The organism is Pantoea sp. MT58, assembly GCF_014495885.1.
Lineage (GTDB): Bacteria > Pseudomonadota > Gammaproteobacteria > Enterobacterales > Enterobacteriaceae > Pantoea > Pantoea eucalypti.
On record NZ_CP061084.1, the window covers coordinates 319,632 to 332,399 of the forward strand.

The following is a 12,768-nucleotide window of genomic DNA, read 5'->3' on the forward strand; positions in this document are numbered from 1 at the left end:
GCGACGTTCCTTTCTAGAGCATCATCAGTTGCTTATGATTAGCACAATCACTGCATGCCTGCGCGCTCTTCTGCCCGTCACGTTAACCCGAACACATAAAAGCAGCGATGATGCGCCGCTGGTGAGCTTTTTCACCTTCAGTCCTTGCACAACCGCTTTACGATTGTCAGGATGTGCGGCATTGACTGAATCAGGCGGATAGACGATGAACGCACACACCTCAAAAGATCCTCTGCATGGCGTAACGCTGGAGATGCAGATTAACAGTTTAGTCGCGCAGTATGGCTGGGAGGAGCTGGGAAAACGGATCAACATTAACTGCTTTAAAAGCGATCCCAGCGTTAAATCGAGCCTGAAGTTTTTACGTCGTACCCCCTGGGCGCGGGCTGAAGTCGAAGCGCTTTATCTCGACTCGTTAAGTGCGCAACCGGCAGCGCGTGAAGAACCGTCAGACGCGGATCAGGCCCCTGCTGAAGATCCCTGGGGAAACTGGCGCCACAAAACGCCGGAGTAATACCGATCAGGCGGCAATAAAAAAGCCCGCACAGGTTAACCTGTGCGGGCTTTTTTTACGTCAGGTCGCTGTTACAGCGCCATATCGTGTTTCGCTGAAGGCGCAGCCTTCTCAGGCTGTGCGGCCGGCGCATCTGTGGTTTTGCCTTCCATGTTGATCACGGGCGGCGTGGTCAGTTGCAGAGTCTGAGCGGTCTCATTCCAGACCTGCTGCAGCAACGGCACGTTGTCATTCAGTTTCTGACCGTAACCTGGGATCATCTTGTGGATCTTCGCCTGCCATTCCGGTGACTTAAACTCTTCCGGGAACAGTTTCTGCATCACGCTCAGGGAGATAGGCGCTGCGGTTGAGGCACCAGGAGATGCACCCAACAGTGCCGCCACGGTTTTCTGCTGATCGGTCACAATTTCTGTACCCAGTTTCAGCACGCCACCTTTATCAGCATCTTTCTTGATGATCTGCACACGCTGACCGGCCTGAATCAGTTTCCAGTCCTCTTTCTTCGCGTCCGGATAGTATTCCTGCAGTGCTTTAAAGCGATCTTCATCACTCAGCATGACCTGTCCGATCAGGTATTTCACCAGGTCGAAGTTATCCATACCCACATCGGTCATCGGCACGATGTTATGAGTCGTGGTAGTGCTCAGCAGATCAAACAGCGAACCGTTTTTCAGGAACTTGGTGGAGAAGGTCGCAAACGGTCCAAACAGCACGACGCGTTTGCCGTCCAGATAACGGGTATCCAGATGCGGAACCGACATCGGCGGTGCACCGGTTGACGCCTGACCATAGACTTTCGCCAGGTGACGATCGGCAATCGCCTTGTTTTCAGTCACCAGGAATGATCCGCCTACCGGGAAGCCCGCATAGTTATCCGCTTCCGGGATACCGGTCTTCTGCAGTAATTTCAGCGCACCACCACCCGCACCGATAAAGACATATTTCGCGTCAACAGCACGTTCGTTGCCGTTTTTAGCGTCTTTAATGGTGACGTGCCAGGAGTTGTCGCCGTTACGTTTGAAGTCGGTAACTTCAGAAGAGGTTTCAAGACGGAAGTTATCGTTCTTTTTCAGGCTGCCGATCAACTGACGGGTAATTTCACCATAGTTAACATCGGTGCCAACTGGCGTCCAGGTTGCGGCCACTTTCTGCTGTGGATCGCGACCTTCCATGACCAGTGGTGCCCACTGCTCGATCTGCTTGTGATCGGTAGAGAACTTCATGCCCTGGAACAGCGCCGTTTTCTGCAACGCCGCATAGCGTTTGGTCAGGAAGTCGACGTTGTCGCCCCAGACGAAGCTCATGTGTGGCGTTGAGTTAATGAAAGAGCGCGGATCGTGCATTACGCCCTCTTTAACCTGTGAGCTCCAGAACTGGCGAGAAATCATGAACGCTTCGTTAATTTCCAGCGCTTTAGAGACGTCGATAGAACCGTCTTTACGCTCAGGCGTATAGTTCAGTTCCATGTTGGCAGAGTGACCTGTACCGGCATTGTTCCAGCCGTTAGAGGATTCCAGTGCCACGCCATCCAGCTTCTCAACCATGATCTGTTTCCAGCCAGGCTGCAGCTCTTCCAGCATGGTGCCCATTGAGGCGCTCATAATGCCGCCGCCAATTAACAGGACGTCAGTTTTTTCTGGTGAGGTTTCAGCGTGAAGGGCTGAAGAAACTAACAAGGCCGCGAGGGAAAGAGTGGGAATAACTTTCTTTGAATTCATCATTTTAATCTACAGCTCAGACGGTACTGGTTAAAAAAAGTCCTCAAAGTTTAAAATAATGTTATTTGTGAGTTAATGTGAAAATAGTTATAAAATTAAAAATAGCAATTTAGCCTTATTTTAATTACAAAAGGCTTACTGAATTGCTCACATATTTTAACCACACATTAAGGGTGTCCTTTGAATTATACAATCCCCTAACACAAATATTGTTGAGTGCGACTGCCCACGCGCAGGCCGCTAAAACTGTACTGATGCGGTGAGTTAGCGTATGTTTCCTGGCGATCTCCCATCCGTGCTGGACATTCATGAAAAGCCAAACACAGAATCGATATGCCGTGCCGAAACGACCAATGAAACTCAGTACTCTGACCACCCTGATGATGACCGCCGTTATCATCACGGTATTGGTCGCTGTCCATGTGCTCTATTTCGTTCAGATTGATAACTTTGCTCAGTCGCATCTCAAAGACAAGGCGATGGCAGTGGCTCGCACGCTGGCAGACACGCCTGAAGTTCAGCGTGGTTTGTTGTTGCCGGACGGCAGCAGTCAGATTCAGCCGCTGGCTGAAGCGGCCCGCAAGCGTAACGGTCTCCTGTTCGTGGTGGTCACGGATATGCAGGGTATTCGCTTTTCACATCCCAATGCGGCGGTGATTGGCAAACACTTTGTCGGCAATGATATCTATCCCACGCTGGACGGACGGGAAAATGTCGCCGTCAATCATGGCGTACTGGTGGAGGCACTGCGGGTATTTACGCCCGTTTATAACGCACAGCATCAGCAGATTGGCGTCGTGGCGATCGGCATCGCACTGAATGATGTGGCGGCCCAGATTGCTAAAAGCCGCTGGAATATCGTCTGGACCGTCCTGTTTGGTGGTCTGGCAGGCCTGCTGGGTATGCTTATTCTGGTCAGGCGACTAAAAACCATCTTACTGGGGCTGGAGCCGCACGAAATTTCCAGCCTGTTTGAGCAGCGTCAGGCCATTCTGAATTCAATTAAAGAGGGTGTGATTGCAGTAGACGATCAGTCGCGCGTCAGCCTGATCAACCACGCGGCTCAGCAGTTGTTACATGAGACGACCCGCAAGATGCCGTCAAGCGGCGATTTGATTGCAGAAGAGAGTGTGATGCATCGTCATCAGCAGGATGCACTGCATGCAGGTAAAGCCTGGTACGACCAGGAGTTGACGCTCGGTAACCGGATCCTGATCAGCAACACCGTGCCTGTTCGCAGTCGCGACCGCATAATTGGCGCGGTGACTACCTTCAGGGACAAGACGGAGATTAGCCAGCTGATGCAGCGGCTGGACGGCATGGTAAACTATGTGGATGCATTACGTGAGCGGTCCCATGAGTTCATGAACAAGCTGCATGTGATTCTGGGCCTGCTGCACATGAAAAATTATGCGCAGATGGAAGAGTACATCCTGAAAACGGCTAACGCCTATCAGACTGAAATCGGTTCACTGCTGCAAAAGATTAAGTCGCCGATCATTGCCGGCTTCCTGCTCAGTAAAATCAACCGGGTGACCGATGAAGGCCATCAGCTGATTATTGATGAAGCGAGTTTTCTGCCTGACTGCGGCAGCGAGGAGCAGAACGCGGTTCTGATTACCGTACTGGGCAATTTAATTGAAAACTCGCTCGAGGCGCTGGACCCGGAAACTGAAGGGGAAATTCACCTCATGCTGCACTATCAGAACGGCTGGCTGGCCTGCGAAGTGAGTGATGATGGGCCGGGCATTGACGGCAACCAGCTCAGCACCATTTTTGAGCGCGGTGTTTCATCAAAAGGCGACGATCGTGGTGTCGGATTATTTCTGGTGAAGCAGCAGACCGAAAGCCTGGGCGGCAACGTCAGTGTCGAATCGGAACCGGGTGTATTTACCCAATTCTTGGTACAACTTCCGTGGGAGAGAGGAATGATTACCCAATGATCAATGTGTTAGTTGTCGACGATGATGCGATGGTAGCCGAACTTAATCGCTGCTATATCGGGCAGATCCCAGGCTTCATGTGCTGCGGCACCGCCTCAACCTTACAGCAGGCAAAAGAGCGGCTGGCCCAGGAGGAGCCACAGGTTGATTTAATTCTGCTGGATATTTATATGCAGCAGGAAAACGGGCTCGACCTGCTCCCGGAACTGCGCAGTGCCGGACGTCCGGTCGATGTGATTATCATCTCGTCAGCCGCCGATGCCGCCACCATCAAAACCTCGCTCAACTATGGCGTAGTGGATTATCTGATCAAGCCGTTTCAGTTTGCCCGCTTTGAAGAGGCGCTGACCGGCTGGCGACAGAAAAAATCACTGATGGATAACCACCAGTTCTATCAGCAGTCAGACGTTGATCAGCTGTTGCATGGAAATCCGCCAGGCGCCAGCGAGCAGAAACGCCTGCCGAAAGGATTAACGCCGCAGACGCTGCGCACCCTCTGTCTGTGGATCGATTCGCATCCTGGCACCGAGTTCTCTACCGATGAGCTGGCAACGGAAGTGAATATCTCTCGCGTCTCCTGCCGCAAATACCTGATTTGGCTGGCGCAGATTAATATTCTGTTCACCAGTATTCACTATGGTGTCACGGGCCGTCCGGTTTACCGCTACCGCCTGCAGCCGGAGTATCACACCTTACTCAAACAGTACTGTCAGTGAACCAGCCGGTACCCGGTGTCCAGTAACTGAAACGAAAAGTGACGTTGTGACGAGCAGATGATCTGCCTGTCACGGGTCACAAAGATCGCTTCAATGCCCGGTTTATCTGCCAGGCAGGCCATGCCCTTTTCGACACCTAAGCCATAGAGCAGTGTCGTGTAGATGTCACCATCCAGTGATCGATCAGAGATCACCGTGACGCTCATCAGCTCGGTATCCAGTGGATATCCGCTGTGCGGATTGAGGATGTGGTGATAACAGATGCCATCCAGCTCGAAATAGCGCTCATAGACACCCGACGTCACCACCGAGCGGTTGTTCACGCCAATCACGCCAATCAGCTCATCGGCCTCACCAAAAGGTTTTTTCAGGCCAATTGCCCAGCCCGCCTCTTCGGGCGGCGCGCCCACCGTCTGCACGTTCCCGCCCAGATTAATCAGCGCACTGCTAACCTGCTGCTGGCGCAAAAACGCCTGTACTACGTCGGCAATATAGCCCTTGGCGATGGCGCCCAGATCAATCTCCATTCCCGGCCGGGCCAGCATGACACTGCGACTTGTGGCATCAAGGATGACGTCATGGGGATTCGTCAGCGCCATGCGCATCTGAAGGTCGGTTTCTGACGGGACGCTGTGTCCCTGAAAACCGATTTTCCAGCACTTCACCAGCGGCCCGATAGCAAGATTAAACAGGCTGTCCGGCAGCAGGCTGACGGCATGTGCGCAGGCGATCAAATCAAAGACTGGCTGGCTGACGACCACAGGATGCTGACCGGCCGCGTGATTAACGGCCATCACTTCAGACGCCGCGCGATTCACCGTGAAAAGGTTCTCCTGCTGTTTGATCAGGCGGAAAACCTGAGCGGCCAGCGTCTGGTTGTCTTCGAAGAGCTTCAGCAGAATGGGCGAACCCATTAAAACAGCGGAGTAAGCATAGACACGCGCATCAGTTAACATAGGCGACTCTGCTTTGAATAGGAAAAGACCGGCACCCGCAGGTGCGGATGCCGGAGACTGCCGTTAACGTCGGGCGTAAGCGGCGGCGTTACCACCCGCCAGAATACCGAAGATGATGATATCTGCCACGGCGTTACCGCCGATACGGTTCGCGCCGTGGATGCCGCCAACCACTTCACCACACGCCCAGGCACCGTTGATCACCTGCTTCTGGCTGTCCAGCACCGCTGTAGTGGTGTCGATAGTGACGCCGCCCATGGTGTGGTGGACGCCCGGAGCAACACGAATCGCGTAGAACGGCGCTTCACTCAGCGGATGACGCAGCGCGGTCTGACGACCAAAGTCTTCATCCTTCTGCATAATGACGAAGTTGTTGTAACGGGCCAGCGTTGCTTCCAGGGTGTGATGCTCACTCATGTTGAGTTTCACCGCCAGTTCCGCCACGGTTGGCGCACTGATGACAAAGCCTTTGGCGATGTATTCATCAGCCGCTTTGTTGTTCATGCGCACCTGCTCGTCAAATACAATCCAGGCACTCTTTTCTGGCAGCGCGATAATCTGAGCGGAGACTTTGTCGCGGGTTTCCATTTCGTTGTAGAAACGCTCGCCCGCTTGGCTGACCAGGATGGCACCCCCGCCGCGAATGGATTCGGAGACCAGATAAGAGGTGGTCTGCTCAACCGTTGGGTGAATCTGGATTTCGCCCATATCCACGGTGCCGGCACCAATTTTTTCCAGCATCGCAATACCGCTGCCGGTGGCGCCTTTATGATTGGTCGTCACGAAGCCATCAAGTTCAGGACGGTATTTCACCACCAGCTCACGGTTCGCACTGAATCCACCGGTCGCCACAATCACGCTTTTGGCGTTCAGAATACGGCTGTCGTTGTACTCATCAACCACTTTCACGCCCGCGACTGCCCCATTCTCATAGAGGATCTCGGCGACGGAGGTTTCCAGCAGGACTTCAATGTTGCGGCTGTTGATATTTTTTACCAGGCCGCTAATCAGGAACCCACCCACCGCTGAGCGGTCAGCCGGACGGTGCGTACGGTCGATGCTCATCCCGCCGGTAATAGTGATGTCGTTAAGCTCAATGCCTTTATCCGCCAGCCACTCAATTGCTTCAGGTGCCAGGTCAACAAACTCACGCAACAGCACCGGATTGTTTTTGAACTGACCGCCTTTCAGCGTCTCTTCATAGAACAACTCTTTGCTGTCTTCAATGCCTTTGAGTTTCTGGAAGCGGGTTTCAGCGGCGTTCATGCCTACTGACGCTTTAATTGTGTTGCCGCCAATGGTCGGCATCTTCTCGATGATCACCACGCGTGCGCCTTCATCGTGCGCCTGAATCGCCGCCGCCAGACCGGCACCGCCGCTACCCACAATCACCACATCGTAATTCTGTGGTGCGTTAGGGTTACCGCCTTCCTCGATCACGTGTTCCTTACTGGAGGTGGTCATCGCGCGTGAAACCGCTTTTTTAAGCGCCTCACTCTGAGTGGTTGCACCGGTAATCGCATCAACGTGTGGGCTGTTCGCCACCAGAATGCGGCTACGCAGGCTTTCAAAGGTGGTGGTGAAGTCCACATCCAGCGTGTCATCCGGCACCAGCGAGATGTCGGTGATACGGTCGGTATCCAGCGTGACGTTGATTTTCAGCTTCAGCGCTTCGGCTTCAACTTTTTCCTGATAAACGCCCGCTTTGTATTTACGGCCTGATTCGCTGGTGTCGCGGATCATCGCATCGACCAGCGAGAAGCGCCACAGCGGTTCAGGGATCTGCAGCTCTTCGCGTTTGTTGCTGTCGATGTAGAGCTCAAGGTGTTCATTGTTGATGATGCGATCGGTCCAGTTCGGATAGGCGATACAGGCTTTACCAATCGCGACCAGATCGTAACCCTTCTCCAGCGCCAGCTCCGCATCCGCTTTGTTCACCACGCCGCCGACACCGATTACCGGCACTTTTGCCAGCTCAGGTGAGCGCATCGCGACGAATTTCTCAATCAGCGGCGTCGGGTCCTGAGTATCGACAATCGACGGACGCAGCAGCTGGCCGACAGAGAAGTGAACGTAATCGAGTCCACGCGCGGCCAGTTTTTCCAGCAGATAAAGCGTGTCATCAAAACGGATGCCGGGGACTTCGATCTCTTCCGGCGAGAAGCGATAGCCGATAATGAACGAGTTATGCGCGAAGCGCTCCGCCATCTTATGGGTGATTTCCAGCACTTCCAGCGGGAAACGCGCGCGGTTATCGCGGCTGCCGCCCCACTTGTCATCGCGCTGGTTAGAGTTGGGTGAATAGAACTGCTGAATCAGGTAAGTGTTGGCACCATGAATTTCGACACCGTCGAAACCGGCCTTGATGGCGCGGTTCACTGCGTCACCAAATTTGGTGATCATGGTATCGACCTCTTCAGCGCTCAGCGCGAGAGGCTGCGTTGCCCCTTCACGAGGCGCCGCGATGGCGCTGGGCGCAACCGGTGTTTTTCCGCCAATCAGTTCTGGCTCAACCATACGGCCGCCGTGATAGATCTGCAGAATGGCGGTTGAGCCTTCAGATTTAATTGCGTCCGCAATACGTTTGAGTCCGGGAATTTTATTGTCGCTATCGATAGCAATGGCACCCGGAAATGCCGGGCCACGGTTATCAATAAAACAGCACTCTACAATCACCGTACCGATGCTACCCGCGCGGGCGCGATAGTACTCGACCAGCTCGCTGGTGACCGTGCCGTCGTAAAAACCGGTACAGGTGGTCATCGGAGCCATGACCAGCCGGTTTTTTAAAACAGCGCCATTGGGCAGGGTAAGTGGATTAAGAAGGGGAGTGAGAGATTTCATTGCGATAAACTCCAAAATTTAAAAAGTCTGGAAATTTTTAGCGGACGCAAATTATCGCTTAATTAAGTGGTCCGATGTCATAACGTTAATATACTCTTTTCTTTGCTTACTTAAGCGATAACTTTACTTTTATAACTTTTAAACGATTTTTATTTTTTATTTGCCGGGAGAGTAAAACGAAGTTATATTAATTGTTAACTATCAGTTACCAAAAATCAACCATTCATTTACACAACAAAAAAGTCGATTAAAATCATATCATTATTTAAAAAACACTTGCTTTACAGAGTCATTTTGTTGTTGATCAGCTTCACAGAGTCGTCAAATCCTTGTCGCCGTAAAAATAAATTAATAATAAATGTTAAAAAACGGGAATAATGGATTAATTTCTTTGATCTGGATCAAAATTCTTATTTCTGGAAATCGCATTATATTTACATGGATTTAAAAGCGCTGCTAATTATCACAGCAGCAGATTAAAAAAATCAGTGCATCGCGGTTTATTCACACTATTAAGAATATAAAAGAAAGTCATCAGTGAAGGTCCGGGGCGCAAATCGCATTCTTATTAACTTGCAGATAAAACACTATGAAAACACTCTCAGCTGTTACTGAACCCCCAAAAGCCGATCCTGTGGCGGCGGGTAAAAAGAAAGCTATCATGCTGGCGCTGCCGGTAATCGTTGCCGTACTGCTGTTGCTTGTTCCCACCCCAGCCGGACTCGAACCCTACGCCTGGCACTTTTTCGCCATTTTCGTGGGCGTGATTGTCGGGTTGATTTTTGAGCCTCTGCCAGGTGCCGTGATCGGTCTGACTGGCGTGGTGGTCATCGCGCTGTTCAGCCAGTTTCTGCTCTTCAGCCCGGCTGAACTGGCTAACCCGAAATTTAAGGTCGCTAGTGAGTCCTTTAAGTGGGCGGTCAGCGGTTTTGGTAACTCTACAGTCTGGCTCATCTTCGGTGCCTTTATGTTCGCCGCAGGTTATGACAAAACGCAGTTCGGGCGTCGCCTTGCGCTGATTCTGGTGAAATATCTGGGTCGCCGGAGCCTGACGCTGGGTTATGCCATTACCTTTGCTGACCTGTTACTCGCACCCTTTACACCGTCAAACACCGCGCGCAGTGGCGGAACGATTTACCCGATTATTGCTAACCTGCCGCCGCTGTATGGTTCTAAGCCTAATGACCCGAGCGCCCGTAAAATCGGCTCTTACCTGATGTGGGTCGCGATTACCGCAGCCTGTATCACCAGCTCAATGTTCCTCTCTGCACTGGCTCCTAACCTGCTGGCGCTGGCGCTGGTGAAAAGCATCATTGGTTTTGATATTTCATGGGGCATGTGGTTCCTGGCCTTCCTGCCACTGGGCTTGCTGCTGATTCTGACCATGCCGCTGCTGGCTTACTGGTTCTACCCACCTGAAGTCAAAATCAACGATGAAGTACCAAAATGGGCTATCGCTGAACTGGAAAAACTGGGCCGACTGACCCGCAACGAAATCCTGCTGCTCGTGTTTGTGGTCTGTGCCCTGCTGATGTGGATTTTCGCCACCTCGTGGATTGAGCCTGCGATGGCGGCGTTACTGGTTGTCGTGCTGATGCTGTGGACCGGCGTCCTGAACTGGAACGACATCACCAGTAATAAACCGGCCTGGAACACCTTTGCCTGGTTCGCGACCCTGGTTGCGCTGGCGGATGGCCTGGCCCGTGTCGGTTTCATCACCTGGTTAGGTAAAGAGGGTGGCATGCTACTGCAGGGTTATGACCCGCAGGTTTCAGCCGTGGTGCTGTTGATCGCCTTCTTCCTGCTGCACTACCTCTTTGCCAGCACCACCGCGCACACTACCGCGCTGTTACCGGCCATGCTGACCATCGCAGCATCAATCCCAGGCATCAATATGCCCGTCTTCTGCCTGATGCTGTGTACCTCTCTGGGTGTGATGGGCATCATCACGCCATACGGCACTGGCCCAAGTCCGATTTACTACGGTAGCGGCTATCTGCCTACCAAAGATTACTGGCGTCTGGGTACTATCTTCGGTGCCATCTTCTTAGGTTCGATGATGCTGATTGCTTATCCGTGGATGGTGTGGATGTTCTGACGGATACAACATGCAGATCAACGCGTTATAAGATACCATTCCAGCACTTCCTCACCGCACCCACGGTGAGGAAGCATAATAAACGATTAATTCGCCTATGATGTTGTGCCCCGCAGCCTGCACGCGGAGGTTCAGCCGGTCATTAAGTGAGAAAAAATGTCGAACAAACCTTTTGTCTATCAGAACCCTTTTCCGCTGTCCCACGAAGATACTGAATACTATTTGCTGAGTCGCGAGCATGTCTCCGTCGCCGAGTTTGAGGGTCAGGAGATCCTGAAAGTTGACCCGCAGGCACTGACGCTGCTGAGTCAGCAGGCCTTCCACGACGCTTCTTTCATGCTGCGTCCGGCCCACCAGCAGCAGGTTGCCTCCATCCTTGATGACCCGGATGCCAGCGACAATGACAAATATGTGGCTCTGCAGTTTTTAAGAAACTCTGAAATTGCTGCCAAAGGCGTGCTGCCTACCTGTCAGGATACCGGCACCGCGATCATCATGGGCAAAAAGGGCCAGCGCGTCTGGACCGGCGGTGGCGATGAAGCCGCGCTGTCACTGGGTATCTACAACACTTATATTGAAGATAACCTGCGCTATTCACAGAATGCCGCGCTGGATATGTATAAAGAGGTGAATACCGGCACTAACCTTCCTGCGCAGATCGACCTCTACAGCGTTGATGGCGATGAGTACAAGTTCCTCTGTATCGCTAAAGGCGGCGGCTCCGCCAACAAAACTTATCTCTATCAGGAAACCAAAGCGCTGCTGAGCCCAGGCAAACTGAAAAATTACCTGGTGGACAAAATGCGTACCCTCGGCACCGCTGCCTGCCCGCCATACCATATCGCGTTTGTTATCGGCGGCACCTCGGCAGAGAGCACGCTGAAAACCGTGAAGCTCGCCTCAACGCACTACTACGATGGCTTACCGACCGAAGGCAACGAGCATGGTCAGGCATTTCGTGATGTGCAACTCGAGCAGGAACTGCTGAAAGCAGCGCAGGACCTTGGCCTTGGCGCGCAGTTTGGTGGCAAGTACTTCGCCCACGACATCCGCGTGGTGCGTCTGCCGCGTCACGGCGCGTCCTGCCCGATCGGCATGGGCGTTTCCTGCTCGGCTGACCGCAATATCAAAGCGAAGATTAACCGCGAAGGTATCTGGATTGAGAAGCTGGAATCAAATCCAGGCCGTCTGATTCCGGAAGCGCTGCGTCAGCAGGGCGAAGGTGAAGTGTTGCAGGTGAATCTTAACCGTCCAATGGAAGAGATTCTGGCCCAGCTCTCCGCGTATCCGGTTTCTACCCGCCTTTCACTGACCGGCACCATTATCGTGGCGCGTGATATCGCACATGCCAAACTCAAAGAGCGCATCGATAATGGCGAAGGATTGCCGCAGTACATCAAAGATCACCCGGTCTATTACGCCGGTCCGGCTAAAACGCCTGAAGGTTACGCGTCCGGTTCACTCGGACCGACGACAGCCGGACGCATGGATTCCTATGTGGACTTGCTGCAAGCCCACGGCGGCAGCAAAATCATGCTGGCAAAAGGTAACCGCAGTAAGCAGGTGACGGATGCCTGCCATAAACATGGCGGCTTTTACCTGGGCAGCATCGGTGGTCCGGCCGCGGTGCTGGCGCAGCAGAGCATCAAGAGTCTGGAATGCGTGGAGTATCCTGAGCTGGGAATGGAAGCGATCTGGAAAATCGAGGTGGAGAATTTCCCTGCCTTTATTCTGGTCGATGACAAAGGTAATGACTTCTTCCAGCACATTGAGCGCGCGCACTGCGCTAAATGCGTGAAGTAATACCTGCGTCAGCTAAGCAAAAAGCCCCGGATTCGGGGCTTTTTTGTTGATAAAAGTAAGGGCTATTGGCTGTCAGAGAGTCTGCGCAGGGAGCACGGTCAGAGGAGGAAAGCATCCCTTACCAGGGACGGTGCGGACAGAGGGTGTCATGGATGACGGCTTTTGCGTCTTTCCGA

At 52.8% G+C, this 12,768-nt stretch carries 8 protein-coding genes; 5 read left to right on the forward strand and 3 right to left on the reverse strand.

Features of this window, described 5'->3' with window-relative positions; translation table 11 throughout:
• Positions 1 to 205 precede the first annotated feature (205 nt).
• A complete protein-coding gene (locus IAI47_RS20400; protein WP_008924705.1) occupies positions 206 to 514 on the forward strand; it encodes a VF530 family DNA-binding protein in 309 nt (102 codons plus the stop codon).
• A gap of 71 nt (positions 515 to 585) precedes the next feature.
• Here IAI47_RS20400 and mqo read toward each other — a convergent pair whose 3' ends face one another.
• Positions 586 to 2,235: a malate dehydrogenase (quinone) gene (gene mqo / locus IAI47_RS20405; protein WP_008924706.1), complete on the reverse strand. Its 1,650-nt coding sequence runs from the start codon at positions 2,233 to 2,235 to the stop codon at positions 586 to 588.
• Between the two features lie 350 nt (positions 2,236 to 2,585).
• Between mqo and dcuS the strand changes: the two genes are divergently transcribed.
• Together dcuS and dcuR are read left to right on the forward strand one after the other, a co-directional pair.
• Positions 2,586 to 4,175 (forward strand): DcuS/MalK family sensor histidine kinase, encoded by a 1,590-nt coding sequence (gene dcuS, locus IAI47_RS20410; protein WP_003851467.1) that lies wholly within the window; start codon positions 2,586 to 2,588, stop codon positions 4,173 to 4,175.
• Complete coding sequence (gene dcuR, locus IAI47_RS20415; RefSeq protein WP_003851470.1) at positions 4,172 to 4,891, forward strand: two-component system response regulator DcuR; 720 nt, start codon at positions 4,172 to 4,174, stop codon at positions 4,889 to 4,891. The genes dcuS and dcuR overlap by 4 nt, the downstream gene beginning before the upstream one ends.
• Here dcuR and IAI47_RS20420 read toward each other — a convergent pair.
• Both IAI47_RS20420 and IAI47_RS20425 read right to left on the reverse strand, forming a co-directional pair.
• Positions 4,885 to 5,847 carry an FAD:protein FMN transferase gene (locus IAI47_RS20420; RefSeq protein ID WP_008924708.1) on the reverse strand — a complete coding sequence of 321 codons (963 nt, stop codon included), beginning with the start codon at positions 5,845 to 5,847 and terminating at the stop codon, positions 4,885 to 4,887. The two genes, dcuR and IAI47_RS20420, sit on opposite strands and share 7 nt — an antisense overlap.
• Positions 5,848 to 5,910: 63 nt before the next feature.
• Complete coding sequence (locus tag IAI47_RS20425; RefSeq protein ID WP_003851474.1) at positions 5,911 to 8,691, reverse strand: flavocytochrome c; 2,781 nt, start codon at positions 8,689 to 8,691, stop codon at positions 5,911 to 5,913.
• Positions 8,692 to 9,280: 589 nt separating this feature from the next.
• On the opposite strand from IAI47_RS20425, the gene IAI47_RS20430 reads away from it, so the two are divergent.
• Both IAI47_RS20430 and fumA read left to right on the forward strand, forming a co-directional pair.
• Positions 9,281 to 10,789: a DASS family sodium-coupled anion symporter gene (locus IAI47_RS20430; protein ID WP_003851475.1), complete on the forward strand. Its 1,509-nt coding sequence runs from the start codon at positions 9,281 to 9,283 to the stop codon at positions 10,787 to 10,789.
• A 156-nt stretch (positions 10,790 to 10,945) separates the two neighbouring features.
• The gene (gene fumA, locus IAI47_RS20435; protein WP_008924709.1) at positions 10,946 to 12,592 is read left to right on the forward strand and encodes a class I fumarate hydratase FumA; all 1,647 of its coding nucleotides are present in this window, start codon (positions 10,946 to 10,948) and stop codon (positions 12,590 to 12,592) included.
• Positions 12,593 to 12,768: the final 176 nt, after the last annotated feature.

Coding starts and splice junctions, on each gene's coding strand:
- IAI47_RS20425 (WP_003851474.1), bottom strand. CDS start 8,691: ATGAAATCTCTCACTCCCCTTCTTAATCCACTTACCCTGCCCAATGGC.
- mqo (WP_008924706.1), bottom strand. CDS start 2,235: ATGATGAATTCAAAGAAAGTTATTCCCACTCTTTCCCTCGCGGCCTTG.
- fumA (WP_008924709.1), top strand. CDS start 10,946: ATGTCGAACAAACCTTTTGTCTATCAGAACCCTTTTCCGCTGTCCCAC.
- IAI47_RS20430 (WP_003851475.1), top strand. CDS start 9,281: ATGAAAACACTCTCAGCTGTTACTGAACCCCCAAAAGCCGATCCTGTG.
- dcuR (WP_003851470.1), top strand. CDS start 4,172: ATGATCAATGTGTTAGTTGTCGACGATGATGCGATGGTAGCCGAACTT.
- IAI47_RS20420 (WP_008924708.1), bottom strand. CDS start 5,847: ATGTTAACTGATGCGCGTGTCTATGCTTACTCCGCTGTTTTAATGGGT.
- dcuS (WP_003851467.1), top strand. CDS start 2,586: ATGAAACTCAGTACTCTGACCACCCTGATGATGACCGCCGTTATCATC.
- IAI47_RS20400 (WP_008924705.1), top strand. CDS start 206: ATGAACGCACACACCTCAAAAGATCCTCTGCATGGCGTAACGCTGGAG.